We start from the raw sequence: 26,442 nt of genomic DNA, 5'->3' as shown, positions 1-26,442 counted from the left end.
GAGAAAGAGGACTTACCCTCGTGAGCGCCCCCACCAGTCGCCCGTTAGCCCCGGAAACCGCGTCGCCGACCCTGCGGACGGTGCGGCTCGCCCGCAATGGCGTCGCTGTCACCTTCACCCTCAACGGGCTGGCCGTGGGTAGCTGGTTCTCCCGCGTTCCGGCGGTCCGGGAGGCGTTGGACCTCTCCGCCGGCCGACTCGGGTTGCTGCTGCTGGCGATGAGCGTCGGCGCGTTGCTCGCCATGCCCACGGCCGGCCTGCTCGCCCAGCGTCTCGGCGCGGCCCGCACCGTCACCCTCGCCACCGGGGTGGTCGCGGTCGGCCTGACCGTGGCGGGCCTGGGCGCCACGATGACCGGGTCGTTCGCCGTCGTCGCCCTGGGACTCGTCGCTCTCGGCTACGGCTCCGGCGCCTGCGACGTGGCGATGAACGTCGAGGGCGCGGCGGTGGAACGGCGACTGGCTCGTACGATCATGCCCCGTTTCCACGCCGGGTGGAGCCTCGGCTCGGTGGCCGGAGCGGCGCTGGGCGCCGGGGCGGCCCGGTTCGACGTGTCGGTCGGCGCGCATCTCGTCGCTGTGGCGGTTGTCGTGTTGACCGGCACCGCGCTCGCCGCCCGGACGTTCCTGCCCGTGGGCAGCGATCACACCGGCGACCCGGCGGACGCCACCCCGGCTGCCCGCCGCCGGGCTCAGCTCGCTGCCTGGCGGGAGCCGCGCACCCTGCTGATCGGGCTGTTCGTGCTGGTGGCGGCGTTCACCGAGGGTGCCGCCAACGACTGGCTGGCCGTGGCGTTCATCGATGGACGGGAGCTGAGCGAGGCCGCCGGCGCGGCGGTCTTCGCGGTCTTCGTGGTCGGCATGACCGTCGGACGCACCGTCGGCACCATCGCCCTGGACCGGTGGGGTCGGGTGCCGGTGCTCAGCGGCACCATCGGCCTCGCCGTGGTCGGCGCCGGCCTGGCGGTGCTGGCGGGCTCCGGGCCGGTGGCTGTCATCGGCGTCGCGCTGTGGGGCCTGGGTGCGTCGCTGGGCTTCCCGGTCGGGATGAGCGCGGCGGCCGACGACGAGGCGCACGCGGCGGTGCGGGTGAGCGTGGTCGCGGTGATCGGCTACACCGCGTTCCTCGGTGGCCCGCCGTTGCTGGGGCTGGTCGGCGACGAGGTCGGCACCCTGCGCGCGTTGCTGGCGGTGCCGTTGCTGCTGCTGCCGACCCTGCTGCTGGTGCCGGTGCTGCGCCCGCCGCACGCGGTTTCCTCCGCCACTAAAAACTAACCCACTCCGCCGTCGGGCGGTATCGGGTGCGTGGCCGACTGCGTCACGTACCCGAGCTGGTTAGGGTCGCCCGATGCCAACCGACGAGATCACCGCCGCTGCGGCGGGCACCTGGACCCTGGGCGACCGCACCGTGCGCCGGATGGGCTTCGGCTCCATGCGGATCACCGCGAACCCCGACCCTGACCGGGCCGTCGCCCTGCTGCGCCGCGCCGTGGAGCTGGGCGTCAACCACATCGACACCGCCGCGTTCTACGTCTCGCCCGGCGGCACCCTACGTGTCGGCACCGGGCCGGCCCGCTACGCCACCGAGCTGATCCGCGCGGCGCTCGCCCCGTACCCGGAGGACCTGGTGATCGCCACCAAGGTCGGTTTCGGGTACGACCCGGAGGCGGGCTTCACCGAGGCGTTCACCCCGGCGCAGTTGCGGGCCCAGGTGGAGGAGAACCTTCGCCGGCTCGGCCGCGACCAGCTCGACGTGGTGAACCTGCGCCTCGGCAGAGGGCCGGGTGCGGTGCCGGTGGCCGACCGGTTCGGCGCGCTCGCCGAGTTGCGGGCCGCCGGGCTGATCCGGCACCTCGGGCTCTCCAACGTCCGGCCGGAACAGCTGGACGAGGTGACGGGCATCGCGCCGGTGGTCTGCGTGCAGAACAACTACGGGGTGGACGCCTACCGGGAGCAGGACGCGTTCGTCCGGCTCTGCGGTGAGCGGGGCATCGCCTACGTGCCGTTCTTCGCGCTGGCCGGCACCGGGCGGGAGGCGGGCGCGAGCACCGCGCAGGGCGAGGCCGTCGAGGCGGTCGCCCGCGCCCACGGCGTCACCCCGCAGCAGGTACGCCTCGCCTGGACCCTGCACCAGGGCCCTCACGTGCTCGCCATCCCCGGCACCGCGGACCCGGAGCACCTGGCGCAGAACGTCGCCGCTGGAGCCCTACGCCTGACCCCGGAAGACCTGACCCGTCTCCGTTGATCGTCCACCCCGTCACCGCTCAGGCCCGCACGACGTGCACCACAATCTCCTGACCATCGCCCACAGTGCCGGAGAACCCCTCCGACAACGCGTCCGTGACCGTCAGCTGGAGCGCGAGGGTCTCGTGCGCGATGAGCTTCTGATGCGCGGAGACCGCCGCCGCGACGTCCGCGGGGGCGGCGATCGACACCGTGATCCGGTCGGAGACCTCGAAGTCGGCGTCGCGGCGGGCCTGCTGGATGATGCGGACGACGTCGCGTGCGACGCCCTCGGCCGCCAGTTCGGGGGTGATCTCGGTGTCCAACGCGATCGTCGCGCCACGCTGGGACTCCACGACCCAACCGGTGCGCGGCACCTCCGTGATCAGGATGTCGTCCAGGCCCACCTCGACCTGCGTACCGTCGACCGACAGCGGGTACGACCCGTTCGCCCGGACGCCGTCGACCAGGTCGCGGGGGGCGACGGCGGCAATCGCCGTCGCGACGTGCTGGGTGCGGTTGCCGAACCGGCGGCCCAGGGTCCGGAAGTTCGCTTTGACCCGCACGTCGATGACCCCGCTCTGGGCGTCGAGCGGCTGGAGGACCTTGACGTTCAACTCGTCGCCGATGTCGTCCAGCAACGCCTGCGGGAGAACGGCGCCGGCCGGCAGCCCTACGAGCGCCCGGCTCAACGGCTGACGGATCCGCAGGCTGCTCGCCTTACGCGCGGACCGTCCCGCCTCGGCCAACGCCCGCGCCGTGGCCACCTGGGCCGACAACTGCGTACTGATCAGTGTGGTGTCCGGTGTGGGCCAGGTCGCCAGGTGCACCGACTCCGCAGCCGTCGCGGCACCCGGCCGGACGACCTGCTGCCACACCTCCTCCGTGACGAAGGGAATGAACGGTGCCAGTAGCCGCGTGAGGATGTCGAGGCACTCGTACAGGGTGGTGAGGGCGTCGGGGTCGCCCTCCCAGAAACGCTGCCGCGACCGCCGCACGTACCAGTTCGACAGGTCGTCGATGAAGTCGGCGAGCAGCCGGCCGGCGCGGGCCGTGTCGTAGTTCTGCATCCGTTCGTCGACGGCGGCCGCGAGGGCGTGGACCTCGCCGACGATCCACCGGTCCAACACCGGCCGCTGGGCGACCGGCTGCGCCAGTTGGGGCGCCCACGTCGAGTTCGCCGCGTAGAGGGAGAAGAACGCAGCGGTGTTCCAGTACGTCATCAACACCTTGCGGACGATCTCGTCGAGCGGGCCGGGGCCGATCCGGCGCGGCGACCACGGTGAGCCGGAGCAGGCCATGAACCAGCGCACCGCGTCGGCGCCGTGCGTGTCCATCAACGGGATCGGCAGCAGGATGTTGCCCAGGTGTTTGCTCATCTTGCGGCCGTCCTCGGCCAGGATGTGCCCGAGGCAGACGACGTTCTCGTACGGGGACCGGTCGAAGACCAGCGTGCCCACCGCCATCAGCGTGTAGAACCACCCCCGCGTCTGGTCGATCGCCTCGCAGATGTACTGGGCCGGGTAGGTGCGCTCGAAGATCTCCCTGCTACCCGGCACGTGGGGGTAGCCCAACGACGCGAACGGCATGGCCCCGGAGTCGTACCAGGCGTCGATCACCTCCGGGACCCGGGTGGCGGTCCGGCCGCAGTCCGGGCAGGCGAAGGTGATCTCGTCGACGTACGGGCGGTGCGGGTCCAGCTCGGACAGGTCGGCGCCGGCCAGCTCCCCGAGTTCAGTACGGGAACCGACGGCGGTCACGTGGTTGTCCGGGCATCGCCACAGCGGCAGCGGGGTGCCCCAGTACCGGGAACGCGACACCGCCCAGTCGATGTTGTTCTTCAGCCAGTCGCCGTAGCGGCCGTGTTTGATGTGCTCCGGGAACCAGTTGGTGTTCTCGTTCTCCCGCGTCAGCTCGTCGCGGACCTCGGTAGTCCGGATGTACCAGGACGGCTGCGCGTAGTACATCAGCGGCGTGTGGCACCGCCAGCAGTGCGGGTAGGGGTGCTCGAACGGTTCGTGCCGGAACAACCGACCAGACTGCCTGAGACGGTCGATCAGCAACGCGTCGGCGTCCTTGAAGAACACCCCACCGACCAGGTCGATGCCGTCGTTGAACCGCCCGTTCGGGGCGACCGGGTTGACCAGCGGCAACCCGTACGCGCGGCAGACGGCGAGGTCGTCCGCGCCGAACGCCGGCGCCTGGTGCACCAGGCCGGTGCCGTCCTCGGTCGTGACGTACTCCGCGAGGACCACGAGGTGCGCGTCCGGGATGTCCACCAGGTCGAACGGCCGCTCGTACCGCAGTCCCTCCAGGGCCGACCCGGGTACGGTCGCCAGGATCTCCGCCTCGTCGCCGAGGACCCGCCGGGCCAGCGGTTCGGCGACGACGAACGTGCCCTGCCCGGTACGGGCGAGGGCGTACGTCACCCCGGGGTGTACGGCGACGGCGGTGTTGGACACCAGGGTCCACGGTGTGGTGGTCCAGATCAGCAGGTCGACGCCGCTGTGTCCGGCCACGTCCCCGCGCACCGGAAACCGCACGTACACGGACGGGTCGGTGACGGTCTCGTACCCCTGCGCCACCTCGTGGTCGGACAGGGTCGTGCCGTCGCGGGTGCAGTACGGCGCGACCCGGAAGTCCTCCACCAGCCGTCCGCCGTCGTGGATCTGCTTCAGTGACCACCAGACGCTGTCCACGTACTCCGGGGACATGGTCTGGTACGGATGCTCCAGGTCGATCCAGTAACCCATACGCTCGCTGAGCTGGACGAACTCGTCGACGTGCCGCAGCACCGAGGTGCGGCACAGGGCGTTGAACTCCGCGACGCCCATCCTCTCGATGTCGGCCTTGCCGCTGAGCCCCAGTTCCTTCTCCACCGCGAGCTCGACGGGCAGGCCGTGGCAGTCCCACCCGGCACGGCGCGGCACCGAGAAGCCCCGCATCGTCCGGTACCGGGGAAAGAGGTCCTTGAAGACCCTCGCCTCGATGTGGTGGGTGCCCGGCGTGCCGTTGGCGGTCGGCGGGCCCTCGTAGAACACCCACGGCGGGCCGTCGGCCGTCTGCTCCAGACTCCGGTTGAACACGTTGTTGGCCTGCCACCACTCGATGACCGCACGGTCCATCCCACCAAGGTCGATCTTGGTGGGCAGTGGCACGAATGGCGACTTCGACGGACCGTCCGGCACCGACGTTCTCCCTACACTTCACGTCCGCTCGCGGGGGCATCAGCTCACTGCCCACGCGGGGACGAAGCGCCGGGCGTATGGCCAGGACTCCGCGGTACCACCCCGCTTGCGCCTCGACGGTGCAGGCGCCGCTCAATTTCTCGACGTGACGTGCCGCTACGTCCGGTTCTACTTGGGCGGTCGAACTGCCCGTTCTTCCGGAGGCTCCCCGGTGATGGCCGGATCGGTGCCGATGCCAAGCAGCATAGCTGTCCGTGCGCGGGGCCCGTGGCCGGAGCGCTAGCCGTGCAGCCAGATGCGGAGAGGGCCGGTGGTGGTGAAACCAGCGGAGAGCGCCGGCGCCAGTTCCGGGGTGCTCTCGTAGCCGACCAGCGGCGCGTCGGGCACTGTGGCACACACCGCGCGCCAGATGGCCAGGGCGGTGTCGACGCGGGCGAACAGGTTGGAGACGCCGTACGGGCCGTCGCCGCTGAGCACCGCACCACCGGTGACCACACCCCGGTCGTCGTGGCGGGCGAGCACCCGTACGCGGGGGTCGGCCAGGAGCGCGGGGCGGAACAGGTCCCCGCCGCCGTGGGCCGCCGCCCAGGCCGCCAACTCGTCGGGTGTGGTGACCGGGGCCAGCGGTGTGTCGACAGGTGGTGCCGTCGGTGGCCGATGGATCCACTGCGCGTCGAGAAGCACCCGAAACCCGTACCCGGACAGGTCGAGGTCGGCGAAGCTGTCCTTCACCGACGCGCCAGGCCCGGCGTCGATCCGGGCCAGCAGGGCCTCGGCGTCGACGCCCGGCCGTAGGGTGACCGCGTCCGGGTACCACCGCGGCGAACGGTGGGGGACCCACCAGGCGTCGGCGTCGGTACGTCCGGCCAACCCCTGGCTGCCGCAGACGATGTCGCACCACTCGGCGTTGTTGCGGGCCGCCGCCGCTACCCGTTCGTCCTCCTGCACGTCAGGCAGCCTAGGTGGCCCGGCGCTGGCTCAGGGGGCGTAGACCAGGTCCATCGTGTCGGTGTGCCCGGACCAGCGCAGGTCGAGGCGCCAGCAGCCAGCCTCGGGAAGGTCGACGATCGACGGACCGGGGCCGCCGGGGACCTCCCGGATCACCCGGGTGTCGGTGCCGTCCAGCCTCGCGGTGATCTCCAGGGTCGCCGGCGCGGTCGGGTCGGGGGAGGTCGTGGCGGCGCGGGCCACCCACAGGATCTTGTTGTTCGACCCGTCCGTCCGGACCTGCCGCAGTGGGTGGGCGAACAGCACCGCGACGATGTCGCCCTTCGCGCCGAAGACGTGCGGAGCCCGCGCGTCCCCGCTGAACCCGGCGTCCGCCCAGTCCGGCAGGGACCCCGTCTCGACCCGCGCCGCGCAGGCGGTCGCGGTGCTCGTCGTGGTGGCCGCACCCGCCGTCGGCGCCGCCCCGCTGGTCGTGGTCGTGCACCCCGCCAGTAGGACCACCGAGGATGCCAGCATCAACCTGCCCCAGGAAACCATCTCGCTCCTTCCGGTACGCGTCGACGACTCGTCCACCTTTCCGACACCGCCCACGCCCGTCGGGTTCCTAGCCCAGTGAGCGCGCGATCTCGATCGCCTCGGCCTTGGTGAGGGCCCCCTCCAGCCGGTAGCTCACGTCGTTGTCCTGCCAGATCAGCGTCGAGGCGGCAAGTCGGGCGGTCTCCCTGCGGATCTCACCCGCCCGGTCCACGTAGGACAACGCGTGTGGGCCGTCGACCCAGACGGCGAAGTCGCCGTTCACCTGGACCCAGTTCGCGCCCGGCGGGGTGATCTCCTTGTGGAAGGCCAGGTCGAGGTGACCGTCGAACGCGTCGACGCGCAGCGCGCCTCCGTCGTAGAGCAGCGTCGCCACCCGGTACCGGCCCGTGGCGTCGGGGTCGGCGACCAGTACCTGTTCGGGCGGGCCCAGCTTCGCCGGCAGGCGGATCGGAAACCGCACCGCCCGCTGGGCCTCGGCCAGGGCGACGGTCCGCTGGCCGGGCAACGGCGACGCGGTGCCGCCGGGCGGCACCGGGGCGGGTGAGGTGGCGATGCTGACCCCGGCGAAGCGCAGCAGCCCCGTGACGGCGTCGGCGATCGCGGCACGCGTCGGCGGCAACAGCGCCACCAGCAGGGCGACGAACGCCGCCGCGGCGAGCGACCGCCACCGGCGCCGCCGGGGCGCGGGCGTGCCCAGTCGTACGCGGACACGGGCGGTCACGTCGGGCGGCTCGGGGGTTTCCAGCCAGGCGGACAGGTCGCGCAGTTCCCGTTCGAGGTCACCCATGCCGGACCTCCGCACTGTCGAGCAGGCCGCGGAGCTTCGCCAGCGCCCGGGACGTACGCGACTTCACTGTGCCCCGGGGCCAGCCCAGAGCCGACACCGTCTCCTCCTCGGTGAGGTCGAGGAAGAACCGGCAGACGATGACCTCGCGGTCCCGTGTTGGCAGTTGCCGCAGCGCCTGCACCAGCGACCTCCGGCGCTCCCCGGCGAGGACCGCGGCGACCGCGTCGTCCTCGGCGATCTCAGACCTCGGGTCCGCTGCCGCCGCCCGCAGGACGAGCCCGTCGCGCCGGCCACGGGAGCGGTGCAGGTTGCGGGTCTCGTTCGCGACGATCGCGAGCAGCCACGACCGGAAGGACGCGTCACCCCGGTAACGGGACAGCTTCCGGTACGCCTTCACAAACGCCTCCTGGATGACGTCCTCGGAGTCCGAGCCCGCGCCGAGCAGCACCGCTGTCCGGTACGCGGACGCGGTGTGCCGGGCGACCAGGAGGTCGTACGCCTCCAGGTCACCTGCCCGAGCGCGGGTGACGAGCGTCTCGTCGTCCAGGGGAGCCTCCGTTCGGATCACACTCATGACACCGCCAACCCGCCGCGGGTTCCACCCGGCGTGGGTCAGGTTGCTCCCATCCGCCGTGCAGCGTATTGCCAGGATTTGGTGGTGCACTGGGAGAGTTGTCGAGGAGAGGGGCTGGTCATGAGCTGGTTCAGTCGCCGGTCACGGGGTGCCGAGGCGACCCCGACGAAGCTGGACCGGGAGGCGACCCGCGAGGACCTCGCGGCGCTGGAGGCGTTCGTCGCCAGCCGGCGAGGCGTGGAGTTCTACCTGGAGCCGGAGACCACGGCGACGGACACCACGGTGGTGGCGATCGCCCACGACGGTGAGTGGATCCGCCGGCGCACCGGTACGCCCAGGGCGGCGGGGGCGATTGCCCGCAAGCACGCGGTGCCGCTGTACGAGGCCGGGCGCACCGGCTACCCGGAACGGATGCGGACCTGGAGCCGGGCACACCCGGAACGCCACGCCCGCTGAGGGCCGCCGGGCTCAGGCGTCGTCCACGGCCGTGCGGGCCTGCTCGAACGTCACCGGCTCCGCGTGGCTGGAGACGTACCAGTGGTAGTCACCGTCGAGTAGTCGCCGGATCAGGTCGAGATCGAGGCCATCCTCCGGCTGGCGCAGGTGCGCGGGCGGCGGGTAGAAGCAGTCGCCCAGCAGCATGACGCCCGAGTCCGGCACCAGCACAATTGTCGAGTCCGGCGCGTGCGCGCCTCCGACGTGTCGTAGCTCGACGCCCACTGGCAACTCGTCGACATCGGTGAACGTCCGGGTTGGTGGCAGGATCGCGAAATCCTCCCAGGAGTCCATCGCGCGTGCCCGCCCCCGGAAGCTCGGGCCGAGACGAGGGTCGGCGCGTACCCGCTCGTCCAGATAGTGGTGGCTCCACGGCTGTGCGGCTTCGGCGCGCAGCAGCGGCACAGCCGTCTCATGCCCGACGATCTCCACGCCGGGCCAGGCGCAGGCTCCCCAGACATGGTCCCAGTGGTGGTGGGTGTAGACGAGCCAGCGTGGCTTCGGAAGTCCGGCTGCGGCGAGCGCGGCCTGGATGCCGCGGGCATGCGCGGGGCTCTGCCCGGCGTCGATCATCACACTGCCGCGATCGTCGGCCACGACGGCGACGCCGGCCTGGACCGCCTCGGGCTCGGAGTCGCCCGGACAGATCCAGACACGACCCGCCAGGTGGTGGAACTGCGGAGCGACCATGGTAATCGATCTCCGAGATTGATCGCGGATCACGGGCGTGGTGTCGCCGATCCTAGGTCAGCGCACCGCAGGGCACCGTCCCGCCGGACGATCGGCGCAGGCCACGACGCCTTAGACCGCCCTTTGCTCTGCTTACCTATCTGCACCGGTGACGCTCCGTGTCTGGTGCAGATAGGTAAGCAGAGCAAAGGGCGGCGCACATTGATCTGTGGCGTCGCGTGGTGCGGAGCCCCGCCTGCGTCGATCGCCAAGCTTCGATGGTTGGTGTCCGCCTGGCGGGGCCGGGGCGGCGTTGACCGGCGGCGGAGGGGTGTGGCAGCATTCGCGGCCTGACGGCAGTGAAGGAAGTCGGTGCGAATCCGACGCGGTCCCGCCACTGTCACCGGGGAGCGATCCCCCCTCGTGAGTCACGGCCGTGTGTCTGCGGTTGGAAGGCCGGGGGAGAGCGTCGATCCGGAAGCCAGGATACTTCGGCCGTCGGGATGTACCCCAGGGCGTGGACACCCGAGGAGGACCCGATGACGCACGGCGTCTCTGTCACCGACGATCACCGTCGTGAGCCGAGCGGCGGACGCCCCGCCGCGCCCCGACCCGGCCGCGCCGCCGCGCCGGCATCCGCACGCTCCCGCGCCGTTCACCGCTGAGTTCGACACCGCGCCACCCGTCGCCGCCGGCCCCGCGTCGGTGAGTCGCCCGGGTCGCGGTGCCTGCTCAACCCCGCGCCCATCCTTCGTCGCCCGATCGCCTCGGCGAACGCGCCGACGTCACTTTCCGGAGCCTGCCGTGCGCATCCTGCTGCTGTCCACCGCCGACACCGACCTGCTGGCCGCCCGCGCCAGCGGCGCCGACTACCGGTTGGCCAACCCCGCCCGAGTCGCCGCCGAGGAGGTGCCCGCCCTGCTCGACGGGGTCGCCCTCGTCGTCGTACGCCTGCTCGGCGGTCGGCAGGCGTGGCCGGACGGTCTTGCCGCGGTGCTCGCCACCGGCGTGCCGACTGTCGTGCTCGGCGGTGAGGCGCTGCCCGACGCGGAGCTGATGGCCATCTCCACAGTGCCGTCCGGGGTCGTCACCCAGTCGTTGGCGTACCTCGTGGAGGGCGGCCCGGACAACCTCGGACAGTTGGCCCGGTTCCTCTCCGACACGGTGCTGCTCACCGGCGAGGGGTTCGCCGCACCCGCGCCCACCCCGGCGTACGGCGTGCACGGCGACCACCCCGCCGACCCGAATCGGCCCACAGTGGGAATCGTCTTCTACCGGGCGCACGCCCTCGCCGGCAACACCGGATTCGTCGACGTGCTCGCGGACGCGGTCCGCCAGGCCGGCGGCAACCCGCTGCCGATCTTCTGCGGCTCGCTGCGCGGGCTGACCGCGGGCGCCGCACCACTCGGGCTCTTCGCCCGCTGTGACGCGCTGCTGGTCACAGTGCTCGCGGCCGGCGGCGCGGTCGCCGCCGACGCCTCCGGTGGCGGCGACGAGGACGCCTGGGACGTCGGCGCCCTGGCCGCCCTGGACGTGCCGGTCGTCCAGGCGCTCTGCCTCACCAGCACCCGCGCGCAGTGGGCCGACAGCGACGCCGGCCTGTCCCCGTTGGACGCCGCCATGCAGGTGGCCATCCCCGAGTTCGACGGCCGGATCGTCACAGTGCCGTTCTCGTTCAAGCAGATCGACGCGGACGGGCTCTCGATCTACGCAACCGATCCCGAGCGGGCCGCCCGGGTCGCCGGGATCGCGGTACGCCACGCCCGGCTGCGGTACGTGCCGCACGCCGACAAGCGCATCGCCGTGGTGCTCAGTTCGTACCCCACCAAGCACTCCCGGGTCGGCAACGCCGTCGGGTTGGACACCCCGGCGTCGGCGGTCCGGCTGTTCGCCGCGTTGGCCGAGGCCGGCTACGACCTGGGTGACGCGCCGCCGCCCGACGACGGCGACGCGCTGATCCACGCGCTGATCGCCGCCGGCGGTCACGACGTGGAGTGGCTCACCCCGGAGCAGTTGGCAGCGGCCGAGGCCCGGATATCGGGGCAGACGTACCAGCGGTGGTTCGACCAGGTGCCGGCCGAGCTGCGCGAGCGGATGCGGGAGCACTGGGGTGAGCCGCCGGGCGAGCTGTACACCGAGGGCGGGGACATCGTGCTCGCCGGGCTGCGCTTCGGCAACGTGGTGCTGCTGATCCAGCCGCCCCGCGGCTTCGGGGAGAACCCGATCGCCATCTACCACGACCCGGACCTGCCGCCGAGTCACCACTACCTGGCCGCGTACCGCTGGCTGACCGCGCCGGTCGCGGACGGCGGCTTCGGCGCGGACGCCGTGGTGCACCTGGGCAAGCACGGCACCCTGGAGTGGCTGCCCGGCAAGGGCCTCGGCCTGGCCGCCGACTGCGCGCCCGACGCGGTCCTCGGCGACCTGCCGCTGGTGTACCCGTTCATCGTCAACGACCCCGGCGAGGGCACCCAGGCCAAGCGGCGGGCGCACGCAGTTGTCGTCGACCACCTGGTCCCGCCGATGGCCCGCGCCGAGACCTACGGCGACCTGGCCAAACTGGAACAACTGCTCGACGAGTACGCGACGGTGCAGGCCCTCGACCCGGCCAAGGTGCCCACCGTACGGGCGCAGATCTGGGACCTGGTGCGCGCCGCCGAGCTGCACCACGACCTGCACGCCGAGGCGATGCCCGACGCGGACGACTTCGACGACTTCGTGCTGCACCTCGACGGGTACCTGTGCGAGGTCAAGGACGTGCAGATCCGCGACGGGCTGCACATCCTCGCCGACGCGCCCACCGGCGAGCCCCGGGTCAACCTGGTCCTCGCGGTGCTGCGCGCCCCGCAGATCTGGGGCGGCGCCCGCGCCCTACCCGGCCTGCGACAGGCCCTCGCCGTCGCGTACTCCCTCGACGAGCAGGAACTGCTCGCGACGCCGGGACAGCGACTGGCGCTGCCCGCGGCGCTGACCGACGTGGTGGACGGGCCGGCCGGCACCGCCGCCGACGCGATCGACCTGATCGAGGCCCTCGCCCGGCGGCTGGTCGTCGGCATGGAGACCCTGGACTGGGCAGTGGACACCATCGACGCCGTGGTGACGGAGGTGACCGGTCGGTCGATGCCGGACGTCGCCGCGGTGCTGCACTTCGCCGCCACCGAGCTGGTGCCCCGACTGGACCGGACCACCGACGAGCTGACCAACACCCTCGGGGCGCTGGACGGCAGGTTCGTGCCGCCCGGCCCGTCCGGCTCACCCACCCGGGGCCTGGTCAACGTGCTGCCCACCGGCCGCAACTTCTACTCCGTCGACCCGAAGGCCATCCCCAGCCGCAACGCCTGGGACGTCGGGGTGGCCCTCGCCGACTCACTGCTGGCCCGGCACCTCGCCGACACCGGCGCGTACCCCCGTTCGGTGGGGTTGACCGTCTGGGGCACCAGCGCGATGCGCACCCAGGGCGACGACATCGCCGAGGTGCTCGCGCTGCTGGGCTGCCGGCCGGTCTGGGACGACAGGTCCCGGCGGGTGACCGGCATCGAGGTGGTGCCGACCGCCGAGCTGGGCCGCCCGCGCGTCGACGTCACGGTGCGCATCTCCGGCTTCTTCCGCGACGCGTTTCCGCACGTGGTGGCGCTGCTCGACGACGCCGTCCGGCGGGTCGCGGCCCTGGACGAGCCGGACGAGGAGAACTACCTGCGGGCGCACGTCGCCGCCGACCTCGCCGAGCACGGCGACGAGCGAAGGGCCACCGCCCGGATCTTCGGTTCCAAGCCCGGCGCGTACGGCGCTGGTCTGTTGCCCCTGATCGACGCCCGGACCTGGCGCAGCGACGCCGACCTGGCCGAGGTGTACGCGGTGTGGGGCGGCTACGCGTACGGCCGGGGACTGGACGGGCGGGAGGCGCGCGCCGACATGGAGCGCTCGTTCGCCCGGATCGCGGTGGCGGTGAAGAACCAGGACACCCGTGAGCACGACATCGTCGACTCCGACGACTACTTCCAGTACCACGGCGGAATGGTGGCGATGGTCCGCCACCTCACCGGCACGTCACCACAGGCGTACGTGGGTGACTCGGCGATGCCGCACGACGTGCGCACCCGCACGCTGGGTGAGGAGACCCGGCGGGTGTTCCGGGCCCGGGTGGTCAACCCGAAGTGGATCGCGGCGATGCGCCGGCACGGCTACAAGGGCGCGTTCGAGCTGGCGGCCACAGTGGACTACCTGTTCGGTTACGACGCCACCGCCGGTGTTGTCGACGACTGGATGTACGAGCACCTGGCCGCCGCGTACCTCTTCGACGAGACCACCCGGGAGTTCCTGGAGCAGTCCAACCCGTGGGCGTTGCGCGGCATCACCGAACGCCTGTTGGAGGCCGCCGACCGGGGGCTGTGGGCCAAGCCGGAGCCGGCCACCCTGGACCGGCTGCGTGACACGTACCTGGCCAGTGAGGGCGACCTGGAGGACCGGTTGTGAGCGCGAGGAGTGAGCCGGTTCTGCGAGCCCCGCAGTCGCGAACGAAAGAAGGCGCAGTGGCGATTTATCCGTTCAGCGCGGTGCTCGGCATGGCCGACATGCGGCTGGCGTTGCTGCTCAACGCGGTCTCCCCGGCGATCGGTGGGGTGCTGGTCCGGGGTGAGAAGGGGACCGCCAAGTCCACCGCCGTGCGGGCCCTCGCCGCGCTGCTGCCCCCGGTGCGGCGGGTCGCCGGCTGCCGTTTCGGCTGTGACCCGGCCGAGCCCGACCCGGCCTGCCCGGACGGCCCGCACCCGGCCGACGTCGCCGCCGAGACCCGTCCGGCCCGCCTCGTCGAGCTGCCGGTGGGCGCCGCCGAGGACCGGGTGGTCGGTGCGCTGGATCTGGAGAAGGCGATCGGCGAGGGGGTACGCGCCTTCGAGCCGGGCCTGCTCGCCGCCGCGCACCGAGGTGTGCTCTACGTCGACGAGGTCAACTTGCTGCACGACCACCTCGTCGACCTGCTGCTCGACGCGGCGGCGATGGGCCGCAGCCACGTCGAGCGGGAGGGCGTCTCGGTCAGCCACGCCGCCCGGTTCCTGCTGGTCGGCACGATGAACCCGGAGGAGGGGGAGCTGCGCCCGCAGCTGCTTGACCGGTTCGGGCTCACTGTGGAGGTGGGCGCCAGCCGGGACCCGGAGATCCGGGTCGAGGTGGTCCGCCGCCGGCTGGCCGCCGACGCGGACCCGGTCGGCTTCGCCGCCCGTTGGGCCGACGCCGACGCGGAGATCGCCGACCAGGTGGCTGCCGCCCGCCGCCGACTTCCCGGGGTACGACTGCCGGACGCCGCGTTGCGGCAGATCGCCGAGGTGTGCGCGGCGTTCGACGTGGACGGGATGCGGGCCGACATCGTCACCGCCCGTACCGCCCTCGCCCACGCCGCCTGGCACGGCCGGGACCGGGTCACCATCGACGACGTCCGGGTGGCGGCCCGGTTGGCCCTGCCGCATCGCCGCCGCCGCGACCCGTTCGACACCCCGGGGCTGGACGAGAAGCGCCTCGACGAGGCGTTGCAGCGCGCCCAGGATGCCCACCCCGACGACCCGGACGACGCCGGCCCCGACGACCGCGGCCCCGACGGCAGTGACCCGGACGGCGGCCCGCAGGGCGGTGGCCCGGCCGGTGGCGGTGGCCCGAACGGGGGCGGACCACAGGGCGGCGGCCCGCAGGGAGGCGACCAGGGTGAACCGGGTTCGGCGGAGCACCCGACGGCGCGTGATGGCGCTGGCACCGACGGGCCGGACGGCACCGGCGGCTGGCCGCAGCGCCAGCAGGCCGATCGGGGTGACGACGGCCCGGACTCGCGCCCGCTTGGTGGCGGGCATTCGGCGACCGGTGCCGACGACCCGACCCGCGGCGGGGAGTCCCAGCCGGTGGCCGTACCCCGGGGTGGGTTGAGGGCGCGGGTGCTCACCGCGCCCGGCCTGGGTGACGGGGTGCCGGGCCGACGGTCTCGGGCCCGCACCGGGCGGGGTCGCACCACCGGCGCCCGGGTACCGGCGGGTCGGGTCGGCGCGCTGCACCTGCCGGCCACGATCCGCGCCGCCGCGCCGCACCAGGCGGCCCGGGGCCGGCTCACCGGTCCGCTGCGACTGCGCCGGGACGACCTGCGCGAGGCGGTTCGTGAGGGGCGCGAGGGCAACCTGGTGCTGTTCGTGGTGGACGCGAGCGGCTCGATGGGCGCGCGGCAGCGGATGGCCACTGTGAAGGACGCGGTGCTCGCCCTGCTCACCGACGCGTACCAGCGGCGGGACAAGGTCGCGGTGATCGCGTTCCGGGGTGCCGGCGCCCGGACCCTGCTGCCGGCGACCTCGTCGGTGCTGGCCGCCTCGACCCGGCTGGCCGAGCTGCCCACCGGCGGGCGTACGCCGCTGGCCGAGGGGCTGCTCGCTGCCGCGGACCTGTTGCGGGTGGAGCGCCTGCGCGACCCGAAGCGCCGCCCGCTGGTCCTCATCGTCACCGACGGGAGGGCCACGGCGGGCACCCGGCCGCTGGACCGGGCGGCAGCGGCGGCGGCGGTCCTGGCCGCCACCGGCGCGCCGTGCGTGGTCGTCGACTGCGAGACGGGCCCGGTCCGCCTGCACCTGGCCGCCCGCCTGGCCACCCAGCTCAGTGCCCCCCGAACTCCCCTGGAAGCCCTCACCCACCCCCACCCCCGCGATCTTGCACTTCCTGTCGCGGCATAAAGGGCCAAGTGCACATATGACCAACAGAAACTGCAAGATCGCGGAAGAGGCGGGCACGGGAGTGGCCGCGGGACGGGGGACGGACTGATGCCGCAGGGACAGCCGAGTTCGGTGCCCGCTGACGGGTTGACGACCCGGCAGCGGCGGCACCGGCCACTGTTGATCGTCCACACCGGGCAGATGAAGGGGAAGTCGACGGCGGCCTTCGGGCTGGCGTTGCGGGCCTGGACGGCCGGTCTTCCGGTCGGGGTGTTCCAGTTCGTCAAGAGCGCCAAGTGGCGGGTGGGGGAGGAGAACGCCTTCCGGGCGCTCGGCGAGGTGCACGAGCGCACCGGCCAGGGCGCGCCGGTGGCCTGGCACAAGATGGGCGAGGGCTGGTCCTGGATCCAGCGCGGCGGCGACGCCGACCATGCCGCCGACGCCCTGGAGGGCTGGCGGCAGATCCAGCGTGACCTGGCCGCCGAGCGCTACGGGCTGTACGTGTTGGACGAGTTCACCTACCCGATGAAGTGGGGCTGGGTGGACGTCGACGAGGTGGTCGCCACCCTGGCCGACCGCCCCGGCTTCCAACACGTCGTGATCACCGGCCGGGACGCCGACCCGCGCCTGGTCGCCGCCGCCGACCTGGTCGCCGAGCTGACCAAGGTCAAGCACCCGATGGACGCCGGCCAGAAGGGCCAGAAGGGCATCGAGTGGTGAGCGCGCACTGGGCGCTGCCCCGGGTGGTGGTCGCCGCGCCGGCCAGCGGCCACGGCAAGACCACTGTGGCCACCGGGCTGCTCGCCGCGCTGCGCCGGCGGGGCCTGACGGTCAGCCCGCACAAGGTCGGGCCCGACTACATCGACCCCGGCTACCACGCCCTCGCCGCCGGGCGGGCAGGGCGCAACCTCGACCCGTTCCTCGTCGGAGCCGACCGGATCGTCGCCCTGCTGCGACACGGCGCGAGCGTCCCCACGCCCGCCGACATCGCCGTCGTCGAGGGCGTCATGGGCCTGCACGACGGCGCGGTGGGCCGCCGCGACTTCGCCTCCACCGCGCACGTCGCCCGGCTGATCGAGGCACCCGTGCTGCTGGTGCTGGACACCACCGCGCAGGGCCGGTCGGCCGCCGCGCTCACCCTCGGCATGGCCGCGTTCGACCCGGCGGTACGGATCGGCGGGGTGATCCTCAACCGGGTCGGCTCACCCCGGCACGAGACGCTGCTGCGTGACGCCCTCGCCGAGGTGGGCGTACCGGTGCTCGGGGCGGTGACCCGCGCCGCCGAGGTGGCCGCGCCGGCACGGCACCTCGGGTTGGTGCCGGTCGCCGAGCGGGCACCCGAATCGGTCGCGATCGTCACCGCGCTCGCCGAGCTGGTCGAGGCCACAGTGGACCTCGACGCCGTGCTCGACCTGGCCCGGACCGCCCCGCCGCTGACCACCCCGGCGTGGGACCCGGTCGCCGCCGTCGGCGGGCCGGTCGGCCTCGAACGACCACGGGTCGCGCTCGCCGGTGGCCCGGCCTTCACCTTCTCGTACGCCGAGACCGCCGAACTGCTCACCGCGGCCGGCGCGGACGTCGTCACCGTCGACCCGCTGCGTGACCCGGCTCTGCCCACCGGCACCCGGGCTGTGGTGATCGGCGGGGGATTCCCCGAGGCGTACGCGGAGGCGCTCGCCGACAACACCGCGCTCCGCGCGGAGCTGGCCGACTTCGACGGGCCGATCGTGGCCGAGTGCGCCGGGCTGCTCTACCTCGGGCGTTCCCTGGACGGCGTACCGATGTGCGGTCGGCTGGACCTGACCGCCCGGATGACCGACCGGCTCACCCTCGGCTACCGGGAGGCCCTCGCCGTCACCGACTCCCCGGTGGCGCGCGCCGGCGAGCCGGTACGCGGCCACGAGTTCCACCGCACCACCACCGACCCGGGGTACGGCGACACACCGGCGTGGCAGTGGAACGACACCCCGCACGGCTTCGTGGCCGGCCGGGTGCACGCCTCCTACCTGCACACCCACTGGGCCGGTCACCCGGACGCGGCCCGCCGACTGGTCGAGGCGGCCCGATGAGCGCCACGCTCACCGGGGTCGGCGTCGGCCCGGGCGACCCGGAACTGCTCACCGTCAAGGCGGTGCGGCTGCTGCGCGAGGCCGACCTGGTCTTCGTACCCGTGATGGCGGACCGGGTCACGCCCACCGCGACCGCCGACGCGACGCCGCCGGGTGCGGACGCCGGGCGGGCCGAGGCGACAGTGCGGGAGCACGTCACGACCGACCGGCTGCGCCGGCTGCCGTTCGCGCTCGACGACCGGGGCGGGGTCACCCCGCGCCGGGCGGCGGCCTGGGACGACGCCGCCCGGGTGGTGGTCGAGGCGATCGACGCGGGCGCGCGGTCGCTGGCGTTCGCCACCATCGGCGACCCCAACGTCTACTCCACCTTCGGTTACCTGGCCCAGAGTGTCCGCGCGCTGCGCCCGGCGGTGCGGGTGGCGACAGTGCCCGGCATCACCGCCATGCAGGAGCTGGCGGCGCGCAGCGGCACCCCGCTCTGTGAGGGACGCGAACCGCTCACCCTGCTCCCGGCCACCGCCGGCCTGGCGCTCTTCGCCGACGCCCTCGCCGGGCCGGGCACCGTGGTGGTCTACAAGGGCTGGCGGCGGCACCCGGAACTGCTCGCCGAGCTGCGCCGGCAGGGTCGCCTCGCCGACGCCGTGCTCGGACGCGGCCTGGGGCTCCCCGGCGAACGCGTCGGCCCGGTCGACGACACCGGGCACGACCTGCCGTACCTGTCGACGCTGCTGGTTCCGGCCCGCCGCGAGCACCGAGGAGGAAAACTGTGACCAGCGACGGCACCGTGTGGTTCGTCGGAGCCGGCCCGGGGGCGGCGGACCTGCTGACCCTGCGGGCCGCCCGGGTGATCTCCGAGGCGGACATCGTGATCTGGGCGGCCAGCCTGGTGCACGCCGACGTGCTCGACCACGCCCGCTCCGACGCGGAGATCGTCGACTCGTCGCAGCTGCCCATCGAGGGTGTGCTGCCGCTCTACCAGCGCGCCGCCGAGCAGGGGCTGACAGTGGCCCGGATCCACTCCGGAGACCCGGCGCTGTGGGGCGCGGTGCAGGAGCAACTGGACCTGTGCCGGGCGCTCGGCCTGGCCGTCGAGATCGTGCCCGGGGTGTCCTCGTTCACCGCCGTCGCGGCGATCATCGGGCGGGAGCTGACAGTGCCCGAGGTGGCCCAGTCGGTCATCCTCACCCGCCTCGAAGGCGGCAAGACCCCGATGCCGCCCGGCGAGCGGGTCCGGGACTTCGCCCGGCACGGCACCACGATGGCGCTGTTCCTCTCCGCCGCCCGCTCCGGGCAGGTGCAGGCCGAACTGCTGGCCGGCGGCTACCCCGACGACACGCCGGCCGTGGTGGCGTACCAGGCGACCTGGCCCGACGAACTGGTGGTGCGCTGCACCGTCGGCACCCTGGAGGCGACGGTCAAGCAGCACAAGCTGTGGAAGCACACCCTCTTCCTGGTCGGCCCGGCCCTCACCGCCGAGGGCACCCGCTCGCACCTGTACCACCCCGGGCACTTCCACACCTTCCGCCGGGCCGAGCCGACCGCCCGCGCCGAGCTGCGCCGCGCCCGCGCCGGAGAAACAGAAACCCCATGACGTACGCCGAGCCGCCGCTGCGCGAACCGGACCTGCCGCGTACCGCGAAGGTCCGGCCCACAGCGCTGCGCACCGGCTGGACCACCGGCGCGTGCGCGACGGCGGCGGCGAAGGCCGCGGTCACCGCGCTGGTCAGCGGCAGCAGCCAGCAGGAGGTGGAGATCGGGCTGCCGGCCGGACGCCGGGTGCGTTTCCCGGTCGAGCGCTGCGAGGTGACCGGCACCCCACCGGTCCGGGCCGAGGCGGTGGTGGTCAAGGACGCCGGGGACGACCCGGACGTCACCCACGGCGCCGAGCTGACCGCCACGGTGAACTGGACCGACGTGCCCGGCCTGCGGCTGGCCGGCGGTGCCGGCGTCGGCACGGTCACCAAACCCGGCCTCGGGCTCGCGGTCGGCGGCCCGGCGATCAACGACACCCCCCGCCAGATGATCGGCGACGCCGTGGCCGAGGTGGTCGACCTCAGCGAGGTCGGAGTCCGGGTGGTGATCAGCGTGCCCCGGGGCGAGGTCATGGCCCGCAAGACCACCAACCGTCGCCTCGGCATCCTCGGTGGCATCTCGATCCTCGGCACCACCGGGATCGTCCGCCCCTTCTCCACCGCGTCGTGGCGGGCCAGCGTCGTGCAGGCCGTGCACGTGATGGCCGCCCAGGGCGAGCCGACAGTGGTGCTCTGCACCGGTGGGCGTACCGAGCGGGCCGCCCGTACGCTCCTGCCCGACCTGCCCGAGGTCTGTTTCGTCGAGGTCGGCGACTTCACCGGGGCCGCGGTGACCGCTGCGGTGGGTGACGCCATGACCGGTCTGGTCTTCGTCGGCATGGCCGGCAAGCTCGCCAAACTGGCGGCCGGCATCCTGATGACCCACTACACCCGATCCAAGGTGGACCTCTCCCTGCTCGGCGCGGTGACCGCCGAGGCCGGCGGCGACCCGTCGCTCGTCGCCGCCGTGACCGCTGCGAACACCGGGCGACACGCGTACGAGCTGTGGGAGGCCGCCGGGCTGCTCGCCCCGGCCGGCGACCTGCTCTGCCAGCGGGTCCAGGCGGTGTTGCGGCGCTTCGCCGGGCCCACGGTGACAGTGGACGTGGCGATGGTCGACTTCGCCGGAGCGCACGTCGTCGCGTCGTCCGGCCGGTGGCCTCGATGACGCGGATGGCCTCGGCGACCCCATCGGCCCCGGTGGCCGCCGTGTCAGTGGTCGGCCTGGACGCGGCGGGCGCACCCCCGCACCCCGCGCTCGCACCGGTGCTGGCCACCGCCGGGCTGGTGGTCGGGGCCGCCCGGCACCTGGCCGCGGTGCCCGTACCGGCCGGCGCGGACACCATCGCCCTCGGGCCGCTCGCCCCCGCCCTGCGCCGCCTCGCCGAGGCCGTCGACGCCGGGGTGCCGGCCGTGGTGCTGGCCAGCGGCGATCCCGGCCTGTTCGGCATCGTCCGGCGGCTGCGCGCGGCCGGGCTGCCGCTGCGGGTGGTGCCGGCGGTGTCCAGCGTGGCCGCCGCGTTCGCCCGCGCCGGGCTGCCCTGGGACGGCGCCGCCGTGGTCACCGCGCACGGCCGCGATCCGCGCCCGGCGTTGAACGCCTGCCGGGCGCTGCCACTGGTCGCGGTGCTCACCGCGCCCGGCGCCGGCGCGGCCGAGCTGGGCGCCGGCCTGATCGGCTGGTCCCGCCGTCTGTTGGTCGCCGAGCACCTGGGCACCACCGCCGAACGGATCCGCGCGGTGACCCCCGAGCAGGCCGCCGCCGAGACCTGGGCCGACCCGCACGTCCTGCTCAGCCTCGCCGACCCGGTGCCGGCCAGGTCCGCACCCGCCGACGCCGCGCCCGCCGGGTCCACGTCAATCCCCGCCGGGCCCGCCTGGTCCGCAGACGCCCCGCCTGACCGAGGTACGGCCGGTATGCGCGCCGACAACCAGCCCGCCGCCGCGCCGGCCGGCGGTTGGGCGCTGCCGGAGGACCGGTACGCCCACCGTGACTCCATGATCACGAAGTCGGAGGTGCGCGCCCTCGTCGTCGCCCGGCTGCGCCCCCGACTGGGCCGGCTGATCTGGGACATCGGGGCGGGCAGCGGCTCGGTCGGCATCGAGTGCGCGTTGCTCGGCGCGGCAGTGCTCGCCGTCGAACAGGACGCCGACGCCGGTGCCACCATCCGGGCCAACGCCGCGGCGCACGCCGTGCACGTCCGACTGATCAGCGGACGTGCCCCGGCGGCGCTGGCCGGCCTCCCCGAGCCGGACGCAGTCTTCGTCGGCGGTGGCGGTGTCGACGTCCTCACCGCCGTGGCGGCCCGCCAACCCGAGCGGGTGGTGCTCACCCTGGCCGCACTGGACCGGGTCGCACCGTCCGTGGGTCTGCTGCGCGCCGCCGGCTACACGGTCGAGGGCAGCCAGCTCTCCGCCGCCCGCCTCGCCGACCTGCCCGGCGGGTCGATCCGCCTCGCGGCCACCAACCCGGTGGTCGTCCTCACCGGGGAGCGCCAGTGACCGAACAGAACCCGCCCGCCCGGATCGGCCTGGTGGCGGCCACCGCAGCCGGCCGCCGGCACGCCGACACAGTGACCGCCGCCTGGCCGCACGCCCGGCTGGTCGAGGGGGAGACCGTCGCCGACGCGCTGCGGACCGCCTGGGCCGGATGTGACGCGGTCATCGCGTTCCTGGCCACCGGGGCGGTGGTACGGATCGTCGCGCCGCTGCTCGACGACAAGCGCACCGACCCGGCGGTGGTGGTCGTCGACGAGGCCGCCCGGCACGCTGTGGCGCTGCTCGGTGGGCACGCCGGCGGTGCCAACGCCCTCGCCGAGCAGGTCGCCGCCCTGCTGGACGCCCGACCGGTGATCACCACGGCCACCGACGCGGTCGACCTGCCGGGGCTGGACACCCTCGGCTGGCCCGTGCAGGGCGCTGTCGCCGCGGTGTCCCGGGCCATCCTGGACGGCGAGCCGGTCCGGCTGATCGCCGACGCCGACTGGCCGCTACCCGCCCTGCCCCCGAACGTGCGCCCGGCTGACGAGGACCCGACGGACGACGGGTACCGGCTGCTGGTCACCGACCGGGTCGTGTCGCTCGACGAGCGGACCGCCGTGCTGCGTCCGCCGTCGCTGGTCGCCGGCGTGGGCGCGAGTCGGGGCGTACCCGCCGCCGAGGTGGCGGAGCTGCTGCACCGGGTGCTGGCCGAGGCCGGCCTCGATCCGGCGAGCCTGCGCTGCCTGGCCACCGCCGACATCAAGGCCGACGAGGCGGGCATCCGCAGCACCGTCGACGCGCTCGGCGTACCCCTGGTGACCTGGCCGGCGACGCGGCTGGCGGCGGTCGACGTGCCGCACCCCAGCGAGGTGGTCCGGGCCGCGGTCGGCACGCCGAGCGTGGCGGAGGCCGCGGCCCTGCTCGGCCCGGACGGCCGGGCCGACGACGCGACGCTGCTGGTGGGGAAGACCGCGACGGCGATGGCCACCGTCGCGGTGGCCCGGCACGCGCCACGCGGCCGGCTGGCCGTCGTCGGCCTCGGGCCGGGCGCCGCCGACCTGCGCACCCCCCGCGCGGTCGCCGAGCTGCGGCGCGCCGCCGTGGTGGTCGGCCTCGACCAGTACCTGGAGCAGGTCCGCGACGTGCTCCGCCCCGGCACCCGGGTGCTCTCCAGCGGGCTCGGCGCGGAGGAGGCGCGGGCGCGCGCCGCCGTCGCCGAGGCCGCCGCCGGCCGGGCGGTCGCGCTGATCGGCTCCGGCGACGCCGGGGTGTACGCGATGGCCAGCCCCGCCCTCGAGTACGCCGACGAGCGGATCGAGGTGGTGGGCGTCCCCGGGGTCACCGCCGCCCTCGCCGCCGGGGCGCTGCTCGGCGCGCCCCTCGGCCACGACCACGCCTACGTGAGCCTGTCCGATCTGCACACCCCGTGGGACGTCATCGAGCGGCGGGTCACCGCCGCCGCCGAGGGCGACTTCGTGACGCTCTTCTACAACCCGCGCAGCCGGGCCCGCGACTGGCAGCTCGGCAAGGCGCTCGGCATCCTCGCCGCGCACCGGTCACCGGACACCCCGGTGGGCGTGGTGCGCAACGCCAGCCGCCCCGGCGAACGGGTGCACCTCGCCACAGTGGCCACACTCGATCCGGCGATCGTCGACATGTACAGCGTCGTGGTCGTGGGCAGCAGCGACACGCGGCTGGTCGCCGGCCGGATGGTCACACCCCGGGGGTACCGGTGGCGTTCGTGACGATCGACGCCTGCCAGGGCTGCGGCGCGTGCCTGCTCACCTGCCCCACCCACGCGATCCGACCGGTCGCCGGTGGCCTCACGGTCCGCGCCGACCGGTGCACCGGCTGCCTGGAGTGCCTGGAGATCTGCCCGGTCGACGCGATCCGCGTCGTCGAGCCCGACCCCCGCGAAGGAGCCCGATGAGCCGGGTCGTGCACCCCATCGAGGCCGAGTCGTACCGCATCCTGCGCGAGCGCGTCGACCTGTCGCACCTGCCGCCGCTGACCCGCGCGGTGACCGAGCGGGTGGTGCACGCCAGCGCCGACCTCGCGTACGTCGACGAACTGGTCTGCGACGAGGCCGCCCTGGAAGCGGGGCTGACGGCGCTGCGCGCCGGGGCGCCAGTGGTCACCGACGTGGCGATGGTCGCCGCCGGCATCACCCGGGCCGGCCTGGAACTGGTCTGCCCGGTCGCCGAGCCGGCCGCCGCCGCGCTGGGCCGCTCGGCCGGGATCACCCGCTCGGCGGCGGCCGTCCGGATCGCCCTGGATCGGGTCGGGTCCGGGGCGGTCTGGGTGGTCGGCTGCGCGCCCACCGCACTTGTCGAACTGCTCACAGTGGACGCCGCACCGGCGCTCGTGGTGGGCCTGCCGGTCGGCTTCGTGGGGGCCGCCGAATCGAAGGCGGCGCTGCGGGCCAGCGGCCTGCCCGCCGTGTCCAACGTGGGGGAGAAGGGTGGCTCGGCGGTCGCCGCCGCCGCCCTCAACGCCCTGCTCTACGTCGAGGAGAAGTCATGACCGGGTTGGTCATCGTCGGGCACGGTACGCGCAGCGCGGCCGGGGTCGAACAGTTCGCCGCTCTCGTCGAGCGGGTCCGCGCTCGCGGTGACATCGGCGACGTCGAGGGCGGCTTCATCGAGCTGTCCCGTCCACCGCTGACCGACGCGGTCGGCGCGCTCGTCGCCCGTGGGCACCGCGCCCTGGTGGCGCTGCCGCTGGTGCTCACCGGCGCCGGTCACGGCAAGGGCGACATCCCCGCCGCGATGGCCCGGGAGCAGCAGCGCCATCCCGGGCTGAGCTACCGCTACGGCCGTCCGCTCGGCCCCCACCCGCTGCTGAACGAAGCCCTTGAACAGCGCATCGACGCCGCGCTGTCCGGTGCCGACCGGGCCGACACGGTGCTGTCCGGTGCCGACCGGGCGGACACGGAGCCGGCTGGCGCCGACCGGGCCGGCACGTGGGTGGCGTTGATCGGGCGGGGGTCCACCGACCCGGACGCCAACGCCGAGGTCGCCAAGGTCGCCCGGCTGCTCTGGGAGGGACGCGGCTACGCGGGCGTGGAGCCGGGGTTCATCTCTCTGGCGCAGCCGTCGGTGCCGGCCGTGCTGGAGCGCCTGCGCCGCCTCGGCGCGCGGCGGATCGTGGTGGCACCGTACTTCCTGTTCGCCGGGGTGCTGCCGGACCGGATCGTCGCCCAGTCGGCGGAGTTCGCCGCCGCCCACCCCGACCTGGACGTCCGCGTCGCCGAAGTGATCGGCGACTGTGACGCCCTCGCCGACCTCGTCCTGGAGCGGTATGCCGAGGCGCTGGGCGGGGACATCCGGATGAACTGCGACACCTGCGCGTACCGGGTGTTGATGCCCGGCTTCGCGGACAAGGTGGGTCGTCCGCAACGCCCGCACGACCACCCCGACGACCCGGTCGGTCACCACCATCACCATCACGGGCACGACCACGGGCACGCGCACCACGACCACGGGCACGGCTCGGTCGCCGTGGTCGGCGGCGGGCCGGGGCCCGACGACCTGATCACGGTACGCGCGAAGGCGCTGCTCGACGCCGCTGACGTCGTTGTGGTCGACCGGCTCGCCCCGCAGGGGCTGCTCGCCGGGCTGCGCCCCGACGTGTTGGTCGTCGACGCCGCGAAGGTGCCCCGTGGCCCGTCCATGGCCCAGGAGGCGATCAACGAGGCACTGGTGTCGCACGCCCGCGCCGGCCGCCGGGTGGTCCGGCTCAAGGGCGGTGACCCGTACGTCTTCGGGCGCGGCCACGAGGAGGTGCAGGCCTGCGTGGCGGCCGGCGTGCCGGTGACTGTGGTGCCAGGGGTGAGCAGCGCCCTCGCCGCGCCGGCCCTCGCCGGCGTGCCGGTCACCCACCGGGGCGTGGCGCACGACGTCACAGTCGTGTCGGGGCACCTGCCACCCGGGCACCCGGACTCCCTTGTCGACTGGGCGGCGCTGGCCCGGGCCCGGGGCACCGTCGTGCTGCTGATGGCCGTCGACACCATCGCCAAGATCGCGACCGTGCTGATCGAGCACGGTCGTGCCCCGGAGAGCCCGGTGCTGGCAGTGCAGGACGCCGGGCTGCCCGACCAGCGATCGGTGCCCGCCCGGTTGGACGAGATCGGCGCTGTCGCCGCCCGGGAGGGCGTCGGCCCACCCGCCGTCTTCGTCCTCGGCCCGGTGGTAGCTCTCACCACCACCGGGCCGACGGGGTGAC

Annotated in this window: 21 protein-coding genes and 1 riboswitch; of the genes, 15 read left to right on the top strand and 6 right to left on the bottom strand. The window is 73.9% G+C overall.

Annotated elements, in window-relative coordinates:
* The first annotated feature begins 20 nt into the window (after positions 1 to 20).
* Positions 21 to 1,274 carry an MFS transporter gene (locus ACLQ3F_RS06885; protein ID WP_425847206.1) on the top strand — a complete coding sequence of 418 codons (1,254 nt, stop codon included), beginning with the start codon at positions 21 to 23 and terminating at the stop codon, positions 1,272 to 1,274.
* A gap of 73 nt (positions 1,275 to 1,347) precedes the next feature.
* The gene (locus ACLQ3F_RS06880) at positions 1,348 to 2,244 is read left to right on the top strand and encodes an aldo/keto reductase (protein WP_425847204.1); all 897 of its coding nucleotides are present in this window, start codon (positions 1,348 to 1,350) and stop codon (positions 2,242 to 2,244) included.
* A gap of 19 nt (positions 2,245 to 2,263) precedes the next feature.
* On the opposite strand, the gene ileS is transcribed toward ACLQ3F_RS06880, so the two are convergent.
* From ileS to ACLQ3F_RS06855, 5 genes are all read right to left on the bottom strand, one after another.
* Positions 2,264 to 5,410, bottom strand: a complete 3,147-nt coding sequence (gene ileS, locus ACLQ3F_RS06875) for an isoleucine--tRNA ligase (RefSeq protein ID WP_425847202.1) — start codon at positions 5,408 to 5,410, stop codon at positions 2,264 to 2,266.
* Positions 5,411 to 5,689: 279 nt separating this feature from the next.
* On the bottom strand, positions 5,690 to 6,358 hold the full coding sequence (locus ACLQ3F_RS06870; RefSeq protein ID WP_425847201.1) for a hypothetical protein: 669 nt from the start codon (positions 6,356 to 6,358) through the stop codon (positions 5,690 to 5,692).
* A 30-nt stretch (positions 6,359 to 6,388) separates the two neighbouring features.
* Positions 6,389 to 6,949: a hypothetical protein gene (locus ACLQ3F_RS06865; RefSeq protein WP_425847200.1), complete on the bottom strand. Its 561-nt coding sequence runs from the start codon at positions 6,947 to 6,949 to the stop codon at positions 6,389 to 6,391.
* Positions 6,950 to 6,962: 13 nt separating this feature from the next.
* Positions 6,963 to 7,682, bottom strand: a complete 720-nt coding sequence (locus tag ACLQ3F_RS06860) for a hypothetical protein (RefSeq protein WP_425847199.1) — start codon at positions 7,680 to 7,682, stop codon at positions 6,963 to 6,965.
* Positions 7,675 to 8,256, bottom strand: a complete 582-nt coding sequence (locus ACLQ3F_RS06855; RefSeq protein WP_425847197.1) for an RNA polymerase sigma factor — start codon at positions 8,254 to 8,256, stop codon at positions 7,675 to 7,677. Before ACLQ3F_RS06855 ends, ACLQ3F_RS06860 begins: the two co-directional genes overlap by 8 nt.
* 120 nt (positions 8,257 to 8,376) lie before the next feature.
* Between ACLQ3F_RS06855 and ACLQ3F_RS06850 the strand changes: the two genes are divergently transcribed.
* A complete protein-coding gene (locus tag ACLQ3F_RS06850; protein WP_357227379.1) occupies positions 8,377 to 8,712 on the top strand; it encodes a hypothetical protein in 336 nt (111 codons plus the stop codon).
* A 12-nt stretch (positions 8,713 to 8,724) separates the two neighbouring features.
* On the opposite strand, the gene ACLQ3F_RS06845 is transcribed toward ACLQ3F_RS06850, so the two are convergent.
* Positions 8,725 to 9,441 carry an MBL fold metallo-hydrolase gene (locus ACLQ3F_RS06845; protein ID WP_425847195.1) on the bottom strand — a complete coding sequence of 239 codons (717 nt, stop codon included), beginning with the start codon at positions 9,439 to 9,441 and terminating at the stop codon, positions 8,725 to 8,727.
* A gap of 316 nt (positions 9,442 to 9,757) precedes the next feature.
* Positions 9,758 to 9,934: riboswitch (cobalamin riboswitch) on the top strand.
* 290 nt (positions 9,935 to 10,224) lie between these two features.
* Here ACLQ3F_RS06845 and cobN point away from each other — a divergent pair.
* From cobN to cobA, 12 genes are all read left to right on the top strand, one after another.
* Entirely contained in the window at positions 10,225 to 13,893 is a 3,669-nt protein-coding gene (cobN, locus tag ACLQ3F_RS06840) for a cobaltochelatase subunit CobN (RefSeq protein WP_425847193.1), read from the top strand.
* Entirely contained in the window at positions 13,890 to 16,118 is a 2,229-nt protein-coding gene (locus tag ACLQ3F_RS06835) for a putative cobaltochelatase (RefSeq protein WP_425847191.1), read from the top strand. The genes cobN and ACLQ3F_RS06835 overlap by 4 nt, the downstream gene beginning before the upstream one ends.
* Positions 16,119 to 16,205: 87 nt before the next feature.
* A complete protein-coding gene (gene cobO, locus ACLQ3F_RS06830; protein WP_112673096.1) occupies positions 16,206 to 16,817 on the top strand; it encodes a cob(I)yrinic acid a,c-diamide adenosyltransferase in 612 nt (203 codons plus the stop codon).
* Positions 16,811 to 18,166: a cobyrinate a,c-diamide synthase gene (locus tag ACLQ3F_RS06825; protein ID WP_425847190.1), complete on the top strand. Its 1,356-nt coding sequence runs from the start codon at positions 16,811 to 16,813 to the stop codon at positions 18,164 to 18,166. The genes cobO and ACLQ3F_RS06825 overlap by 7 nt, the downstream gene beginning before the upstream one ends.
* The gene (gene cobI, locus ACLQ3F_RS06820) at positions 18,163 to 18,936 is read left to right on the top strand and encodes a precorrin-2 C(20)-methyltransferase (RefSeq protein ID WP_425847188.1); all 774 of its coding nucleotides are present in this window, start codon (positions 18,163 to 18,165) and stop codon (positions 18,934 to 18,936) included. Before ACLQ3F_RS06825 ends, cobI begins: the two co-directional genes overlap by 4 nt.
* Positions 18,933 to 19,757 carry a precorrin-4 C(11)-methyltransferase gene (cobM, locus tag ACLQ3F_RS06815; protein ID WP_425847187.1) on the top strand — a complete coding sequence of 275 codons (825 nt, stop codon included), beginning with the start codon at positions 18,933 to 18,935 and terminating at the stop codon, positions 19,755 to 19,757. The genes cobI and cobM overlap by 4 nt, the downstream gene beginning before the upstream one ends.
* Entirely contained in the window at positions 19,754 to 20,905 is a 1,152-nt protein-coding gene (locus ACLQ3F_RS06810; protein ID WP_425847186.1) for a cobalt-precorrin-5B (C(1))-methyltransferase, read from the top strand. The genes cobM and ACLQ3F_RS06810 overlap by 4 nt, the downstream gene beginning before the upstream one ends.
* Positions 20,902 to 22,239: a precorrin-6y C5,15-methyltransferase (decarboxylating) subunit CbiE gene (gene cbiE, locus ACLQ3F_RS06805; RefSeq protein ID WP_425847184.1), complete on the top strand. Its 1,338-nt coding sequence runs from the start codon at positions 20,902 to 20,904 to the stop codon at positions 22,237 to 22,239. Before ACLQ3F_RS06810 ends, cbiE begins: the two co-directional genes overlap by 4 nt.
* On the top strand, positions 22,236 to 23,963 hold the full coding sequence (gene cobJ, locus ACLQ3F_RS06800) for a precorrin-3B C(17)-methyltransferase (RefSeq protein ID WP_425847182.1): 1,728 nt from the start codon (positions 22,236 to 22,238) through the stop codon (positions 23,961 to 23,963). The genes cbiE and cobJ overlap by 4 nt, the downstream gene beginning before the upstream one ends.
* Positions 23,951 to 24,148 carry a DUF362 domain-containing protein gene (locus tag ACLQ3F_RS06795; RefSeq protein WP_425847181.1) on the top strand — a complete coding sequence of 66 codons (198 nt, stop codon included), beginning with the start codon at positions 23,951 to 23,953 and terminating at the stop codon, positions 24,146 to 24,148. Before cobJ ends, ACLQ3F_RS06795 begins: the two co-directional genes overlap by 13 nt.
* The gene (locus tag ACLQ3F_RS06790; protein WP_425847179.1) at positions 24,145 to 24,741 is read left to right on the top strand and encodes a precorrin-8X methylmutase; all 597 of its coding nucleotides are present in this window, start codon (positions 24,145 to 24,147) and stop codon (positions 24,739 to 24,741) included. The genes ACLQ3F_RS06795 and ACLQ3F_RS06790 overlap by 4 nt, the downstream gene beginning before the upstream one ends.
* The gene (cobA, locus tag ACLQ3F_RS06785) at positions 24,738 to 26,441 is read left to right on the top strand and encodes a uroporphyrinogen-III C-methyltransferase (RefSeq protein WP_425847176.1); all 1,704 of its coding nucleotides are present in this window, start codon (positions 24,738 to 24,740) and stop codon (positions 26,439 to 26,441) included. Before ACLQ3F_RS06790 ends, cobA begins: the two co-directional genes overlap by 4 nt.
* The last annotated feature ends 1 nt before the right edge of the window (position 26,442 follow it).

Origin of the sequence: Micromonospora sp. DT15 (genome assembly GCF_049841475.1) — a bacterium.
In the GTDB taxonomy this organism is placed as follows: Bacteria; Actinomycetota; Actinomycetes; order Mycobacteriales; family Micromonosporaceae; genus Micromonospora.
The sequence above is the reverse complement of the archived record's forward strand: the minus strand, read 5'-3'. Positions and strand labels throughout refer to the sequence as shown.